The organism is Chamaesiphon minutus PCC 6605, assembly GCF_000317145.1.
GTDB classification, from domain to species: domain Bacteria; phylum Cyanobacteriota; class Cyanobacteriia; order Cyanobacteriales; family Chamaesiphonaceae; genus Chamaesiphon; species Chamaesiphon minutus.
This window is the reverse complement of the sequence record NC_019697.1, coordinates 4986901-5000879: the sequence shown is the minus strand read 5'-3', so window position 1 is coordinate 5000879 and position 13979 is coordinate 4986901. Positions and strand designations below refer to the sequence as shown.

Annotated in this window: 24 protein-coding genes; all 24 read right to left on the bottom strand. The window is 47.6% G+C overall.

The features are described 5' to 3' along the window. Positions 1–255: 255 nt before the first annotated feature. On the bottom strand, positions 256–504 hold the full coding sequence (gene rpmE / locus CHA6605_RS22815; RefSeq protein ID WP_015161743.1) for a 50S ribosomal protein L31: 249 nt from the start codon (positions 502–504) through the stop codon (positions 256–258). A 187-nt stretch (positions 505–691) separates the two neighbouring features. Continuing rightward, positions 692–1099 (bottom strand): 30S ribosomal protein S9, encoded by a 408-nt coding sequence (rpsI, locus tag CHA6605_RS22810; RefSeq protein ID WP_015161742.1) that lies wholly within the window; start codon positions 1097–1099, stop codon positions 692–694. A 2-nt stretch (positions 1100–1101) separates the two neighbouring features. After that, positions 1102–1554 carry a 50S ribosomal protein L13 gene (gene rplM, locus CHA6605_RS22805; RefSeq protein ID WP_041549815.1) on the bottom strand — a complete coding sequence of 151 codons (453 nt, stop codon included), beginning with the start codon at positions 1552–1554 and terminating at the stop codon, positions 1102–1104. A gap of 282 nt (positions 1555–1836) precedes the next feature. Then, positions 1837–2679 (bottom strand): tRNA pseudouridine(38-40) synthase TruA, encoded by an 843-nt coding sequence (gene truA, locus CHA6605_RS22800; RefSeq protein WP_015161740.1) that lies wholly within the window; start codon positions 2677–2679, stop codon positions 1837–1839. Between the two features lie 41 nt (positions 2680–2720). Beyond that, positions 2721–3071 carry a 50S ribosomal protein L17 gene (gene rplQ / locus CHA6605_RS22795; RefSeq protein WP_015161739.1) on the bottom strand — a complete coding sequence of 117 codons (351 nt, stop codon included), beginning with the start codon at positions 3069–3071 and terminating at the stop codon, positions 2721–2723. 268 nt (positions 3072–3339) lie between these two features. Beyond that, positions 3340–4323, bottom strand: a complete 984-nt coding sequence (locus tag CHA6605_RS22790; RefSeq protein WP_015161738.1) for a DNA-directed RNA polymerase subunit alpha — start codon at positions 4321–4323, stop codon at positions 3340–3342. 155 nt (positions 4324–4478) lie between these two features. After that, positions 4479–4874 (bottom strand): 30S ribosomal protein S11, encoded by a 396-nt coding sequence (gene rpsK / locus CHA6605_RS22785; protein ID WP_015161736.1) that lies wholly within the window; start codon positions 4872–4874, stop codon positions 4479–4481. Between the two features lie 116 nt (positions 4875–4990). Then, complete coding sequence (locus CHA6605_RS34465; RefSeq protein WP_157260077.1) at positions 4991–5128, bottom strand: hypothetical protein; 138 nt, start codon at positions 5126–5128, stop codon at positions 4991–4993. Between the two features lie 114 nt (positions 5129–5242). After that, a complete protein-coding gene (rpsM, locus tag CHA6605_RS22780) occupies positions 5243–5626 on the bottom strand; it encodes a 30S ribosomal protein S13 (RefSeq protein ID WP_015161735.1) in 384 nt (127 codons plus the stop codon). A 164-nt stretch (positions 5627–5790) separates the two neighbouring features. Then, a complete protein-coding gene (gene rpmJ, locus CHA6605_RS33160) occupies positions 5791–5904 on the bottom strand; it encodes a 50S ribosomal protein L36 (protein WP_015161734.1) in 114 nt (37 codons plus the stop codon). Between the two features lie 141 nt (positions 5905–6045). Then, entirely contained in the window at positions 6046–6273 is a 228-nt protein-coding gene (gene infA, locus CHA6605_RS22775) for a translation initiation factor IF-1 (RefSeq protein ID WP_041548398.1), read from the bottom strand. A 193-nt stretch (positions 6274–6466) separates the two neighbouring features. Next, positions 6467–7030: an adenylate kinase gene (locus CHA6605_RS22770; protein WP_015161732.1), complete on the bottom strand. Its 564-nt coding sequence runs from the start codon at positions 7028–7030 to the stop codon at positions 6467–6469. A 121-nt stretch (positions 7031–7151) separates the two neighbouring features. Further along, the gene (gene secY, locus CHA6605_RS22765) at positions 7152–8495 is read right to left on the bottom strand and encodes a preprotein translocase subunit SecY (RefSeq protein WP_015161731.1); all 1344 of its coding nucleotides are present in this window, start codon (positions 8493–8495) and stop codon (positions 7152–7154) included. A 178-nt stretch (positions 8496–8673) separates the two neighbouring features. Continuing rightward, a complete protein-coding gene (rplO, locus tag CHA6605_RS22760; protein ID WP_015161730.1) occupies positions 8674–9117 on the bottom strand; it encodes a 50S ribosomal protein L15 in 444 nt (147 codons plus the stop codon). Positions 9118–9297: 180 nt separating this feature from the next. Next, positions 9298–9894: a 30S ribosomal protein S5 gene (gene rpsE / locus CHA6605_RS22755; RefSeq protein WP_015161729.1), complete on the bottom strand. Its 597-nt coding sequence runs from the start codon at positions 9892–9894 to the stop codon at positions 9298–9300. A gap of 24 nt (positions 9895–9918) precedes the next feature. Then, positions 9919–10281, bottom strand: coding sequence for a 50S ribosomal protein L18 (gene rplR, locus CHA6605_RS22750; protein WP_015161728.1), 363 nt, complete (start codon positions 10279–10281; stop codon positions 9919–9921). A gap of 8 nt (positions 10282–10289) precedes the next feature. Then, the gene (gene rplF, locus CHA6605_RS22745) at positions 10290–10835 is read right to left on the bottom strand and encodes a 50S ribosomal protein L6 (RefSeq protein WP_015161727.1); all 546 of its coding nucleotides are present in this window, start codon (positions 10833–10835) and stop codon (positions 10290–10292) included. A 154-nt stretch (positions 10836–10989) separates the two neighbouring features. Further along, complete coding sequence (gene rpsH / locus CHA6605_RS22740) at positions 10990–11391, bottom strand: 30S ribosomal protein S8 (RefSeq protein ID WP_015161726.1); 402 nt, start codon at positions 11389–11391, stop codon at positions 10990–10992. Between the two features lie 165 nt (positions 11392–11556). Further along, positions 11557–12102: a 50S ribosomal protein L5 gene (gene rplE / locus CHA6605_RS22735; RefSeq protein ID WP_015161725.1), complete on the bottom strand. Its 546-nt coding sequence runs from the start codon at positions 12100–12102 to the stop codon at positions 11557–11559. An 86-nt stretch (positions 12103–12188) separates the two neighbouring features. Then, positions 12189–12533, bottom strand: coding sequence for a 50S ribosomal protein L24 (gene rplX, locus CHA6605_RS22730; RefSeq protein WP_015161724.1), 345 nt, complete (start codon positions 12531–12533; stop codon positions 12189–12191). 2 nt (positions 12534–12535) lie between these two features. Continuing rightward, positions 12536–12904, bottom strand: a complete 369-nt coding sequence (gene rplN, locus CHA6605_RS22725) for a 50S ribosomal protein L14 (protein WP_015161723.1) — start codon at positions 12902–12904, stop codon at positions 12536–12538. Between the two features lie 151 nt (positions 12905–13055). After that, entirely contained in the window at positions 13056–13301 is a 246-nt protein-coding gene (gene rpsQ, locus CHA6605_RS22720) for a 30S ribosomal protein S17 (protein ID WP_015161722.1), read from the bottom strand. 39 nt (positions 13302–13340) lie between these two features. Continuing rightward, positions 13341–13547, bottom strand: coding sequence for a 50S ribosomal protein L29 (gene rpmC, locus CHA6605_RS22715; RefSeq protein ID WP_015161721.1), 207 nt, complete (start codon positions 13545–13547; stop codon positions 13341–13343). Between the two features lies 1 nt (position 13548). Beyond that, positions 13549–13977: a 50S ribosomal protein L16 gene (gene rplP, locus CHA6605_RS22710; protein ID WP_015161720.1), complete on the bottom strand. Its 429-nt coding sequence runs from the start codon at positions 13975–13977 to the stop codon at positions 13549–13551. Positions 13978–13979: the final 2 nt, after the last annotated feature.

The following is a 13979-nucleotide window of genomic DNA, read 5'->3' as shown; positions in this document are numbered from 1 at the left end:
TCGTTTAGCCCACCAAGTAACACTAAATCCGGTTGGTAAAAATCTCGCCCTCGCCCCCAACCCCTCTCCCAAACTTGGGAGAGGGGAGCCAGAGCCGCAGGATCTGGCGGGGTGAGGGCCAAAGGATTCCACTAGCACGAGAAGTCTTTGCAAACCATCGGATTTGGTATTACTCCATCCACTTTTTAAAAATCGAAAAACCTAGAGGCGCGAAATCAGATCGATCGCACCCCTAGGTTTCTAAGATTATTCGAGCTATTTTTTTTCTTCGGTAGCTTCAGGAGCGGGAGCAGTAGTATCCAACATCCCGTATTTTTTAAGGAAGCGATCGACGCGACCTTCGGTATCGATAATCTTCTGAGTGCCAGTATAAAAGGGATGATTGCCAGACCAAACGTCAACGCGAAGTTCTGGTTGGGTAGAACCAACAGTCATTACAACTTCACCGTTGCAATAAACTTTGGCTTCTGGGTACCAAGTAGGATGAATATCAGCTTTTGCCATCTGAATTAGGGGGTAGGTATTAGGTGTTAGGTGTTAGGGAAGTTTTTAGAACTACCACTAAATACAAGTAAATTTAAGCTCTAAATAACTGTTCGTTTAGAAACCGACGATCTTTCGATCTTTTGCTGATTGTTGTTTATTTAATTGCGTGAGACTAACTAGCAATAAACAACAAGCAACAAGAGATTTAACGTTTCGAGTATTGAGGAGCTTTGCGGGCTTTGTGCAGACCGTATTTTTTCCGCTCGACACAACGGGGGTCGCGAGTTAGATAACCTTCAACTTTCAGGGGTTTGCGGTTGTTAGGATCGAGTTCGCACAACGCGCGCGCTACACCCAGTTTAACAGCATCAGATTGTCCGGTTAGACCGCCACCATGAGCGTTAACCAGGATATCGTACTCGCTTTCTAAACCAAGAGTTTCTAGGGGCGATCTCGCTGCGGAGATGTAGCCACTTTGAAAGTTGAAATAGTCTTCGCCAGTTCTGCCGTTGACTACTAGTTTACCAGTGCCAGGGACGAGACGGACGCGGGCGATCGAGGATTTCCGGCGACCCGTACCCCAATATACCGCTCGTTGTTGAGTTGCTTCCATAATTATGCTCCAGGAGTAGTATTGATGACTAGAACTTCAGGTTGTTGTGCCGCATGAGGATGGGCGGTACCTGCATAGACATTCAATTTGGTGAATAGGTGTTTGCCCATTGAATTTTTAGGCAACATCCCTTTAACTGCTTGCTCGATAATCCGCTCTGGGATGCGCACTTGCAATTTCGAGAAAACTTCTGTTTTCATCCCGCCGGGACGACCAGAGTGTCTTCTGTAGATCTTCTGAGTGCTTTTTTTACCAGTGACAACAACTTTTTCAGCGTTGATGACAATTACGAAGTCTCCAGTGTCGATGTGGGGAGTAAAGGTGGGCTTATTTTTCCCCCGCAGTACCATGGCGATTTGGCTAGCTAGACGACCGAGGCGTTGGTCGGCAGCATCGATGATGTACCACTTGGCATCAGCAGTATTATTAGTTGGTGGTAAGTAGGTTTTTTCCACGATCTTAGTATCAGTTGTAGGTTGGGAGCATAGCGACACCCAACAGCGATGAGTGAGTAGCTATGACTAGTGAGAATTGCAGTTGGGTAGCGATCGCCAAACCCAACACTTATAAATATCCTCACGTCTTGCACCAGTTTAAACATACCAGTGCTTAGTTTAGACCCAGGGTACCCACAAGGGTCACCCCTACACAATTAATCTGTAGGGGTGCCCCTTGTGGGTACCCTCAGATCTATGTTTGTACTAGTCTGTATGCATTGTTACAAGATGTGAGTATCCCTAAGTTGTCGGCAATAAAAATTGCGGTTGGGTATCGTACCAGACTGACTTAGGGAAGGGAAAATCTGGATACCCGACTCGCAGCAAACATAAACCCTTCGCAGGGGCGGAATGTCTGACTTGCGAGCGTTGTTCGGTTTGCCAGATTTTAGTGAATTCAGCGATCGATAAATCGCCATTTCCGACTTGAATCAGCAGTCCGACCAACAGGCGTACCATTCCATACAAAAATCCATTGGCTTGAATTTCGATCTGAACGAAGTCTCCCGACTGGTGACAACTGACATCCTGAATATCCACCCAAGAATGCGATCGACCCGAATCCGTCCGATGGAATGCCGCTAGATGATGGGTTCCCAGCATTGGGGCTACAGCCGCTTGCATTCGCTCGATAACCAGCGGTTGTTGATAATAATGCCAACTATAGGGTCGCACGAACAAGTTGGGTTGTGCTGCCGTATAGATGGTATATCGATACCGTCGGTAACTAGCGGAGAAGCGCGCGTGCCAACGATCGTCAACTGGAGCAGAAGCACGGATGACAATATCATCGGGCAACCGCGAGTTGAGGACTGCGGCCCAACTATTGGCGGGAATCACGCTCGGATTGTCGAAGTGAGCGACTTGAGCTGCCGCATGAACGCCGCTATCGGTACGTCCGGCACCATAGATGCTGACGGGTCGCCTAATGGCATTATCGATCGCCCGTTCGATTTCCGACTGAACGGTACGTCCTTGAGGTTGCTTTTGCCAGCCATACAGGTGGGTACCTGAGTATTGAATGACTAGAGCAATGCGCTGGGGTTTACTGTTAGTTATGAGTTTGTGGTTTTTTGCAGCCATTGAATCACAAATAACAGGTAGCGATTTACTCAAGCTCGACTCTACATCATTTCGATGATGGCCATTTCTGCATTGTCACCGCGACGCGGTACCGTGCGGACGACGCGAGTGTAACCACCTTGGCGGTTACCATAACGTTCGGGGGCTTCTTCAAATAAAGCGTGGACCAGGTTTTGGTCGTAGATATAACCTAGAGCTTGACGACGAGCGGCAAGAGTGCCAGATTTGGCGAGGGTAACCATTTTCTCAACTTCTGGACGCATGGCTTTGGCCTTGACCAGAGTGGTTGTGATGCGACCGTGGCGGATTAGTTCGGTCGTCAAAGACCGTAACAGGGCTTTCCGTTGGTCGGCTGGCTTGCCCAGTTTGGGCACGCGGCAGCGATGACGCATTGTATTTTTCCTTAATTTTAATTTGGTGTGAACTTGTGGTTGAGATCGCACTACCTTGGGACAAGAGTGGGAAGAGCAATCTAGGTAAAATGGTCTCGATCGAGATGCAATGCAGTTTGGTTAAGCGACTATTTGCTTGAGTTTTAGTCCGCGTAGGCGGACTTTGCAACCTTAACAGCGGTTGAAACTGCTGTCTAATTGTCTAACCGAACAGTATTGGATCGAGACGAACATTCTGCCGAGTTGCTAGTCCTGTGCCCCCGATGCCTCAGACTTTTACTGATTTATCGTGGGGTAGTTTGATCCCCAATCGCTTTTCCAGTGCTTCTATCACCTCCTCTGCCGACTTGAGGCCGAAGTTCTTAATTTCTAAGAGGTCTTCTTGGGTGTAACCCATTAAATCGGAGACTGAGTTAATTTGCGCGCGTTTTAAGCAGTTGTAGGCTCTAACAGAGAGATTTAACTCTTCGATCGGAATTTGGTTGGAGGGATCTTCTTCGTCTGGATATTCTGGTTGGAAAGATTCCAAGCTGATGTCCTTGAGCGGATTGAGTAGATCGACCAAAATTTTGGCAGATTCGCTCAATGCTTCTTGAGGTGTCAGGCTACCATTAGTCCAGATTTCGAGGATCAGTCGATCCTTTTCGACTGCGCCATCGATCCGCACATCTTCGGTACTGTAGTTAACCTGAGTTACAGGCATAAAGACAGCATCGATTTGGAGTAAATCCATTGCTAGACCTTGTTCGCGGAACTTGTCTACGGAGCGATAGCCTTTGCCGCGCTCGATCCGAAATTCCATTTCCAATTTGCCACCCTCAGCGACGGTAGCTACATATTGGTTGGGATCGACAACTTCTACTTCAGAAGGCAACTCAAAATCGGCAGTTGTCACTTCAGCAGGCCCAGTTACATTCAAGCGACCAATTTGCGGCTGCGAGGTGTAACTTTTGAGCTTGACCTCTTTCATGTTCAGCAGGAGTTCTAACACATCCTGCCGGACGCCGACTAAGGTAGCAAACTCGTGATTGACCGTACCGGGTTTGACGCCAGTTTTTTCGTCTCTAATTAATCCAGCTACTCTAACCGCTGTAATGCATGTCCCTTCTAAGTTGGACAGCAATACCCGCCGGAGCGAGTTACCGATCGTGGTACCTTGCCCGCGATCGAGCGGTTCTAGAATAAACTTACTATATTGACTTTGATTTGACTCGGTCTTAGACTCGACACACTCGATCTGAAACTGCGCCACAGAGTGACCTCCCTACCCAGTTTGTACTTACATTTAAACTTTTTACAGACGATCGCCTTGCAGCGATACTATCTCTTTCTAACCTAACAATTTCCAATTCGTAAGTACGATTAGTAGCAATGGCTACAGTCGCGCCTACAAATCCCAAATTGTATCTAAACTCTGCGCCGTTTTGGAGGACGGCAGCCATTGTGAGGAATTGGAGTGACATCGCGGATTAGGGTAATTTCTAACCCTGCACCTTGGAGCGCACGAATCGCAGTCTCACGACCCGCTCCAGGCCCGCTGACCATCACTTCAAGCTGCCGCATTCCTTGATCCATCGCCCGTTTGCCAGCACTTTCTGCGGCTGTCTGAGCGGCAAAGGGAGTACCTTTTTTCGCGCCTTTGAATCCGCTAGAGCCACTAGAAGCCCAGGAGATACAATCGCCATTGGCGTCAGAAATAGTGACGATCGTGTTGTTGAATGTGGACTGGATGTAAGCTACTCCGTTCGGAACGTTGCGCTTCTGCTTTTTGGGGCCAGTCTTTTTACTAGGTTGTCGAGCCATGTCGGTCTATGTTTAGAAAATATCAATGAGGTGATCGATGTTAATCCACTGCGGTCTGTTGGGATCGCCATCGGCGTTCCATCGTATTTAGAAAATATCAATGGATCGATCGATGTTTATATCCACTGCGGTCGAATTCGATGTGTCAACGAGCGATTGGCTGGATCGAAGCTGCGTCCGGTAGTATAATCGTCCGCTGATTCTTTCAGTTGCCAGATGCGCCAATATTCAGTTATGGCAAGAGTTATAGACACGCTAATTGGCGAGGAGCAACCAGCCGACTAGCTATCATTAAATCTGATAGAGAAGATCGGGAGTTACTAATCGCCAATTGGCTATTGCTAGGTTGCCACAACCATCGAACCATGTTATTTCTTACCGGGAGCTTTTTTCTTCCCAGCGACGGTAGCGCGACGACCGCGACGAGTCCGCGCATTGGTACGCGTGCGTTGACCGCGAACGGGCAAGCCCATGCGGTGTCTGCGTCCCCGATAGGAGCCGATATCGATCAATCGCTTGATGTTCATCGATTCCCAGCGGCGTAAGTCGCCTTCGATCTGATAGTCGCCTTCGACGCGCTCCCGCAGGAGAGCGACATCAGCTTCTGAGAGATCTTTTACGCGCGTATCCGGATTTACACCCGTCTTTGCTAATACTTCTTTAGCTCGGGTTAAACCGATCCCAAAGATGTATGTCAGACCTATCTCCACGCGTTTGTCGCGGGGGAGGTCTACACCTGCTATCCGTGCCACACTTGTTTCTCCAATTTACTTTGCTCTAGGGACGATCGAGGGACTGAAAAGGTTTGGCCTGGGACTAATGCAACTCGCCCATGCCATTGTTTCCATTCGATCGCCATTTAATCTACGAATCTACGCTTGGTATCAATGACTAACTAGCAACTTGGACTAGCCATCTAACCTTGACGTTGTTTATGTTTCGGGTTGGCACAAATGACCATGACCCGACCGCGCCGACGAATGACGCGGCACTTTTCACAAATTTTTTTGACAGACGCTCGGACTTTCATGCCAATTTGGTCAACACTGCAAGCTTAATATTATAACATTTTTCACATAATTGTCAGTAGCGATCGCACGACAATTTTGCTGGAGACGATCCACCAGATGGCGAAAGGACTAAAACTGAGGGGATGGGGCGGAAAATATAACTATTTTTTATTACGCAGTCGGTAGGTAATCCGCCCTTTACTCAGATCGTAAGGGGTCAGTTCTACCTTGACTCGATCGCCAGGAAGAATTTTAATATAGTTGCGACGAATTTTACCAGAGATGTGGGCTAAAACATTAAACCCATTATCTAGATCGACTCGAAACATGGCATTAGGCAAGGACTCTGTGACCGTGCCCTCCATTTCAATCAAATCTTGTTTAGACAATTAATATTTACCTCAAATTAGGACAAGTTTTAGTAGCAAGTTAATTTTTTAACTTCTAGTTTTATTTTAACAGGGAGACGGGGAGACGAGGAGACGGGGGGACGAGGAGCATTTTCTTCTCAATCCAAAATCCGTCTTGACTGAAACACATGCACCAGCAAAATCCAAAATCCATTACCCTTCCACGATCGCACTACTTCACCAATGCCTCTAGCTCGCTAGTAACTGCGGCCAAATCACGATCGCCATCAATGCTACGTAAAACGCCTTTACGCTGGTAGAAATCGATCAGTGGTGCCGTTTGCTCGTCATAGACTACCAATCGCCTGCGAATGACGTCCTCGGTGTCATCGGGACGATTTTGAATCTTAGCTCGATCGAGTAATCGGGTTACTAATACCGATTGCGGTACGCTCAGATCGATCGCCAGTTCGTAACTTTGACCAATGTCAGCGAGCAATCGATCGAGAAATTCTGCTTGAGCCACATTGCGCGGAAAACCATCTAAGATCCAACCCGTACTGGCATCATCTTGATTCAATCGTCCGCGAATCATATCCAATAACAGCGAATCGGGTACGAGTTCGCCCTTATCCATAAAAGATTTAGCTTTAACACCTAAATCCGTCTGTGCTTTAACTTCAGCGCGCAAGATATCGCCTGTCGAAATATGGGCAATTCCGCACGATCGAGCGAGGATCTGGGCTTGGGTGCCTTTACCCGCACCGGGGGCACCCAGAAAAATTAGTCTAGTCATGGAAGTGAATAGTGGATAGTGATTAGTGAATAGTATTTTTGTAAATAGTGGGGTGTGAATAGTGAAAGAAATGCGTATGTAGGTCGCTATCCACTATCCACTATCCACTATCCACTGTTTGCTATTCTTTGCCGATCATACCTTCATACCGTTGAGAGATGACGAGGGTTTGGACTTGTTTGGCAGTATCGATCGCGACGCTGACTAAAATCAACAGGGATGTGGCCCCGAAACCTCGGAAGGTACTGACGCCGAGCGCACTTTCGATCGCAGTCGGTACGGTAGCAACAATTCCCAAAAAGATTGCGCCGAGTAGTGTCAGGCGAGCGAGAATCCCTTCAATATATTTGCTCGTAGCTACCCCAGGACGAATACCAGGAATACTGGCACCCATTTTCTTCAGGTTTTGGGCCATATCGACAGGGTTCACGACTAGCGAACTGTAGAAATAGCTAAAAAAGACAATCAAGACCACATAAAATGCCACATGTGCTGGCGTTCCTGGTGCAAGGAAATTAGCCGCATTAATTACGGCTTGGCTGATGGCATCGAGATTACCATCTGCACCGACATTTTTACCGGCAAAGGATGCTAGCGCACTAGGCAAGACTAGAACTGAGGATGCAAAAATAATTGGCATTACCCCACCCTGATTGAGTCGCAGTGGTAGATAGCTGGTACGTTCGCGTTGGATTCTACGTCCGACTTGACGACGAGCAGAGATAATTGGAATCCGGCGAGTACCCTCTTGGACGAATACGATGCCTACTGTCATCAAAATAAAGACTGCCAAAAGTGCAACCGTCCGCGTCAAAATTGAGCTATCGCCACTCTGAGCTAGATCGATCGTATCGCCCAAGGATTTGGGTAATACAGCCACAATATTGAGGAAAATCAGTAGTGAAGCACCATTACCGATCCCACGTTCGGTAATTAGTTCTGAAATCCACATGACAAACATCGAACCAGCCGTCAGAGCCATCACCGTACTGACTACGAAGAAGGTAGTTTGATGTCCTGGTAGAGCATACTTTTGCAGCCACAGAGCAATTCCGATACTATAGGCAATTCCCCAACCGACGGCGACATAACGAGTGATTTGGGAAATCTTGCGTCTTCCGGCTTCACCTTCTTCTTTCTGAAGTTTTTCTAGCGCGGGTAAAGCAGTTGTTAGTAACTGGATAATAATCGAGGCATTAATATAGGGAATGATGCCTAATGCAAAAACTCCAACTGTGGAAAATGCGCCCCCTGAGAAAATATCTAAAAAGCCGATTGTCGGGCTATTTTTAATACTTTCGGCAAAGGCTACTCGATCGATCCCCGGGATCGGAACGAATGTGCCGAACCGCGCCAAAATCAGCAATCCAAGGGTCACTAAAATTCGACCTCTCAAACCTGCTGCTTGCGCCATCTGCACGAATGTCTCTTGGGCAGATGGTGCCTTTTCTCTACTTGCGTCCATTTAACATACCTCAGCAAATTTATGTAATTTCAAAGCTCAAATATAAAGAACTGTTACCATTATGAACTTCAGTATACATTTTTCCAGTTAATTCTGGGGATAAAAAAAGAACCCAGCATCGCCAATGGTCGAACGGCAATGCTGGAGTCCATCTAATTTTTTGGTTCAGATGAAAACCTTAGACAATTTCGCAACTGCCACCAGCGGCTTCAATTTTAGTCCGCGCTCCAGTTGTAAAAGCTGCGGCTTTACAATTGAGCGCGACGGTTAGTTCGCCATCGCCCAATAGTTTCAAGGGGCCATCATTGGTAGTGACAATTCCTGCTGCCATTAATGATTCTAAAGTCACCTCACTATTAGCAGGCAATTCTGATAGTCGGCGCACGTTAATTACGGTATATTCCTTCTGATTAATCAGCGGGAAATGTTTTAATTTAGGCAACCGACGATACAAAGGCATTTGACCGCCTTCAAATCCAGGACGGGTGGGACTACCGGAACGGGATTTTTGACCCCGCATCCCGAAACCGCCGCTGGCACCTTGTCCGGCAGCGATACCGCGTCCGACACGGCGTTTGCGATGTTTGGAACCCGATTTGGGTTTTAGATCGATTAATCTCATGTTAGTAATTAGGCTTTAGGCTTTAGGTTTTAGGCTTTAGGCTTTAGGAGATAAATTTTAGTTGCGTCATCGATTGGGTTGTTACAGATATTGGGTTTCACAGTTGTTAAATTCACCCGACAGTCTGCAACTAATCAAATCGCCCGACCCTAAAACCTAAAGCCTAAAGCCTAACACCTATTATGCGAATAAGTCGGCAACGGTGACACCGCGATCTTCAGCGACTTGGTTGAAGCTGCGAAGAGTTTTGAGAGCGTTGACTGCCGCGCGGGCATTGTTTAAGGGGTTGCCAGAACCGAGTTGTTTGGCGAGGATGTTTTTGACACCTGCGAGTTCTAGGACAGTGCGGACGGCTCCACCTGCAATTACCCCAGTACCAGGAGCGGCTGGGCGCATCATCACATTAGCACCGCCGCCACCACCGACGATCGGGTGAGGAATGGTATTAGATTTAGTTAAAGGAATGGTAATTAGGTGTTTTTTACCATCGGCTACGCCTTTACGGACTGCACCGATCACGTCGCTGGCTTTACCGACGCCAACACCAACTTCGCCTTTCTCATTGCCGATGACGACAATGGCGCGGAAGCTAAGTTTTTTACCGCCTTTGACTACTTTACTAACCCGACGGATTTGAATTACCCGTTCTTGGTATGTAATTTCCTTTTCTTCCTTTTTACCTTTACCACCGCCTTTACCGCCGCCGCCCTTGCCGCCGCTGCCGCGACGCTGTTCGCCGCTACCGCCACCACGTCGTTCTTGTTGTTCTTGTGCCATAATCTGATATTTGGAATTTATAGGTTAGAAATTCAAGCCAGCTTCACGAGCGGCATCGGCTAGAGCTTGGACGCGGCCATGATAGAGATTACCACCTCGATCGAATACTACTAGCTCGATTCCTTTAGCTTTGGCACGTTCGGCGATAAGTTTACCAACTTCTGTGGCTGCTTCGATATTACCACCAGTGCTGAGTTTAGATTTAAGTTCTGGTTCGAGGCTAGATGCGGCAACTAACGTGTGCTGCTCGGTGTCATCGATAACTTGAGCGTAGATATGTTGCAAGGATCTAAAGATTGCCAAGCGAGGACGCTCGGTCGAACCTTGGACGCCCTTACGAACGCGGCGATGACGGCGTTGGACTGCTTCTTTACGAGTTAATTTCATGTTATGTTCTATTTCTTCCCAGATTTACCAGCTTTCCGGCGGACAACTTCACCTTCGTAGCGAATTCCCTTACCTTTGTAAACTTCTGGTGGGCGAACATCGCGGATTTTGGCAGCAGTATTGCCGACTAATTCTTTGTCAATGCCACTGATGGTGACACTAGTATTTTTTTCTTTAGGAACTTCGATCGTAATTCCAGCGGGTGGGTCGATTTTAACGGGTAGACTGTAACCAACGTTGAGAGTCAGAATTCTACCATCGACCGCTGCCCGATAACCGACCCCTTGAATTTCGAGTTTCTTCTGGAATCCAGTGGAGACACCTTCGACCATGTTGGCGACTAAAGTTCGACACAAGCCATGTTGTTGGCGCGCGGGACGGGATTCATTTGCCCGATTGACCACGACGGTGTCACCTTCCATCATGACGACTACGCCGGATGGGAGTACGCGAGAAAGTTCGCCTTTGGGGCCTTTAACCACAACCGATTGACCGTCGAGAGTGACAGTCACTTTGGCTGGTAAAGGAATTGGACGTTTACCAATTCTAGACATATTAATTATTTACTCCTTGTCAATGAAATTGCGATACGGGACGCGTATGCAAAGATGAATATTTGAGCCAGGGGAGCAAGATTTAGCACATATATAGTTACTAATTTCTGAAAAATCGACCTGCGATTTTTACTTACTGCTGGTTACGCTTCTATTACCAGACGTAACAGAGAACTTCGCCACCCAAGCCTTGTTTGCGAGCCTCGCGATCGGTCATAATTCCACTCGAAGTAGAAATTACGGCAATCCCGATGCCCCCGAGCACTTTAGGTAAGTCTTTGTGGTTGGAGTAGACGCGCAGACCGGGCTTACTCACGCGTTGGAGTGCGGTGATAATCGGTTGGCGATTTTTGCCTTTGTATCTCAATGTGAGAACTAATTTTTTGTCAATGCCTTCGCCTGTTTCTTCAAACTCACCGACATAGCCTTCTTGTCTGAGGACAGTGGCAATGCTGCGAGTGAGTTTGGTTGCTGGCAGGTTGGTGGTTTGATGTTTGACGATGCTCGCATTCCGAATGCGAGTCAACATGTCTGAGATGGTATCGTGTGCCGCCATTTGTTGTTTAGGGTGAAAATTAGTGAATAGTGAATAGTGGATAGCGGATGCGCGTTCCTCGGGTTTCCCAAGGGTTTAGCGCACCAAGCAGTGGATAGTGAAAATAGTGAATAGCTATTGCTCTCCATCGATCCATACCACGATTGCTGCTGGTGCCTAGAGAGGTTAACTGGCGCGGAAGGGCATTCCCATTTCTTTTAAGAGAGCACGTCCGGCTTCGTCGTTATCGGCTGTGGTGATAATCGAGATATCCATCCCGCGAATTTGGTCGATTTGGTCGTACTCGATTTCGGGGAAGATCAGTTGTTCGCGAATCCCGATACTGTAGTTGCCACGACCGTCAAAGCTTTTGGGACTGATGCCTCGGAAGTCCCGAATTCGGGGTAGGGTCAGGTTGATAAATCTGTCGAGGAAGGCGTACATCCGATCGCCGCGTAGGGTTACCATTACGCCGACGGGCATCCCAGCACGAATTTTAAAACCCGCGATCGCTTTTTTAGCACGAGTAACGACGGGTTTTTGTCCAGTAATTTTGGCAATTTCGGCGATCGAAGATTCGAGAGCTTTAGCATTAGTCGCTGCTTCGCCTAAACCCCGATTGACGGTAACTTTAATCACCTTGGGCACTTGGAGCAGATTGGTGTAGCCAAATTGCTCCATCAGCTTGGGTGTAATTTCCTGTTGATACTTAGTTTTAAGTTGTTGCGCCATGATATTGGTTTATTTAGGTTCCTGGGCTTGGTCAGGAGAATAATCTGCGACGATCGATCGTCGATAAAATAAGAAGTGACAATTAACTAGTCGATAATTTCGCCAGTTTTCTTTAAGATCCGGACCTTTTTGCCTTCAGCATTTACGGTATAACCGATCCGACTCGCTACGTTTTGCTTGGTCGAGTAGAGCATAACTTTGGAGCTGTGAATGGGCGATTCAGCGGTCTCGATTCGACCAGATTCACCTTCTTGAGCGGGTTTGATGTGCTTGGTGCGAATGCTTACACCTTTAACGATCACCTTGCTCAGTTCGGGGATGGATTTGAGGATTTCGCCAATTTTACCTTTGTCACTGCCAGAGATAACTTGAACGGTATCGCCCTTTTTGACGTGCATCCGATGCTTAACTTTGGGTTTCTGTTTTGCCATTTTTAGAGTACCTCTGGAGCCAGGGAAACGATTTTGGTGAAGCTCTTGTCGCGGAGTTCGCGAGCGACAGGGCCGAAAACGCGAGTGCCTCTGGGATTGCCTTCAGCGTTAACTAAGACGGCAGCATTATCGTCAAACCGGATACTCATACCGCTTTCACGGCGCATGGTATGTTTGGTACGCACGATCACGGCGCGAACTACTTCAGATTTTTTGACTGCCATGTTAGGAGTGGCATCTTTAACGACGGCGATAATTGTGTCGCCGACACCGCCGTAGGTACGATTACCCGCGCCTAGGACGCGAATGCACATAATTTTACGGGCACCGCTATTATCCGCAACGGTTAAATAACTTTCTTGTTGGATCATGATGATTTTAGAGGGTATGAAGTTAGGAATCGGGAGTTGCGTCTCTCGCTCGTCGGGTTTCCCGACGGTTTAGAGAGACAAGACAGGGCGTTGGGAGTTATTGATGAGATCGATAACTATTCCCTATTCCCTATCCCCTATCCCTACTAAATTAGGCTTTGGTACTGAGGATTTCCGCTAGTGTCCAGCGTTTTGTGCGGCTTAAGGGACGGGTTTCGGTAATCCGCACTCTGTCTCCGTCTTTACACTGGTTTTCTTCGTCATGAACTTTGTATTTTTTAGTTCTGACGACTACTTTTCCGTACTTGCCATGAGCGGAACGGTTTTCGACCGATACCACTGCGGTTTTTTGCATTTTGGTGCTGACAACGATGCCAACTCTTTCTTTGACTGCCATTATGTGTTGATTACCTGTGGCTGTTATATGTTGACTGGACTAAACCTTGGCGGTTTTACGTTGGTGTTCCACGGTCAATAACTGCGCTAGTTTGTGGCGGTTATGTTTGAATTCGTGGGTTTTTTCTAAGCGACGGGTAGCTTGGCGGAGGCGCAGGTCGAACAGAGTGCGTTTGACAGCGATAATCTCGGCGGCTAGTTCTTCATCGGTTAGAGCGATTGCATCGGCAATTTTGGGCAGAGCCATACTAATCCGTCTCGTCTTCTAAATGTGATTTAACAATGAATTTGACCTTAATCGGTAGCTTGTGCATCGCCAGACGCATCGATTCCCGTGCGGTTTCTTCGGGGACGCCACCAATCTCGAATAAAATTCGACCGGGCTTGACAACTGCTACCCAAAATTCGGGAGAACCTTTACCAGAACCCATCCGGGTTTCTGCTGGGCGCATGGTTACAGGCTTATCGGGGAAAATCCGAATCCAGATTTTACCACCACGTTTGAGATAGCGGTTCATGGCTCGCCGACAGGCTTCGATCTGGCGGGAGGTGATCCAGGATGGTTCGATCGCTTGTAATCCAAATTGACCGAAAGCGATTTCATTTCCTCTGGTTGCTAAACCAGTCATGCGTCCGCGTTGTTGTTTGCGGAATTTCGTTCTTCTAGGACTTAACATTT

Coding starts and splice junctions, on each gene's coding strand:
- rpmE (WP_015161743.1), bottom strand. CDS start 504: ATGGCAAAAGCTGATATTCATCCTACTTGGTACCCAGAAGCCAAAGTT.
- rpsI (WP_015161742.1), bottom strand. CDS start 1,099: ATGGAAGCAACTCAACAACGAGCGGTATATTGGGGTACGGGTCGCCGG.
- truA (WP_015161740.1), bottom strand. CDS start 2,679: ATGGCTGCAAAAAACCACAAACTCATAACTAACAGTAAACCCCAGCGC.
- rplQ (WP_015161739.1), bottom strand. CDS start 3,071: ATGCGTCATCGCTGCCGCGTGCCCAAACTGGGCAAGCCAGCCGACCAA.
- rpsK (WP_015161736.1), bottom strand. CDS start 4,874: ATGGCTCGACAACCTAGTAAAAAGACTGGCCCCAAAAAGCAGAAGCGC.
- rpmJ (WP_015161734.1), bottom strand. CDS start 5,904: ATGAAAGTCCGAGCGTCTGTCAAAAAAATTTGTGAAAAGTGCCGCGTC.
- CHA6605_RS22770 (WP_015161732.1), bottom strand. CDS start 7,030: ATGACTAGACTAATTTTTCTGGGTGCCCCCGGTGCGGGTAAAGGCACC.
- secY (WP_015161731.1), bottom strand. CDS start 8,495: ATGGACGCAAGTAGAGAAAAGGCACCATCTGCCCAAGAGACATTCGTG.
- rplO (WP_015161730.1), bottom strand. CDS start 9,117: ATGAGATTAATCGATCTAAAACCCAAATCGGGTTCCAAACATCGCAAA.
- rpsE (WP_015161729.1), bottom strand. CDS start 9,894: ATGGCACAAGAACAACAAGAACGACGTGGTGGCGGTAGCGGCGAACAG.
- rplR (WP_015161728.1), bottom strand. CDS start 10,281: ATGAAATTAACTCGTAAAGAAGCAGTCCAACGCCGTCATCGCCGCGTT.
- rplF (WP_015161727.1), bottom strand. CDS start 10,835: ATGTCTAGAATTGGTAAACGTCCAATTCCTTTACCAGCCAAAGTGACT.
- rpsH (WP_015161726.1), bottom strand. CDS start 11,391: ATGGCGGCACACGATACCATCTCAGACATGTTGACTCGCATTCGGAAT.
- rplE (WP_015161725.1), bottom strand. CDS start 12,102: ATGGCGCAACAACTTAAAACTAAGTATCAACAGGAAATTACACCCAAG.
- rplX (WP_015161724.1), bottom strand. CDS start 12,533: ATGGCAAAACAGAAACCCAAAGTTAAGCATCGGATGCACGTCAAAAAG.
- rplN (WP_015161723.1), bottom strand. CDS start 12,904: ATGATCCAACAAGAAAGTTATTTAACCGTTGCGGATAATAGCGGTGCC.
- rpsQ (WP_015161722.1), bottom strand. CDS start 13,301: ATGGCAGTCAAAGAAAGAGTTGGCATCGTTGTCAGCACCAAAATGCAA.
- rpmC (WP_015161721.1), bottom strand. CDS start 13,547: ATGGCTCTGCCCAAAATTGCCGATGCAATCGCTCTAACCGATGAAGAA.
- rplP (WP_015161720.1), bottom strand. CDS start 13,977: ATGTTAAGTCCTAGAAGAACGAAATTCCGCAAACAACAACGCGGACGC.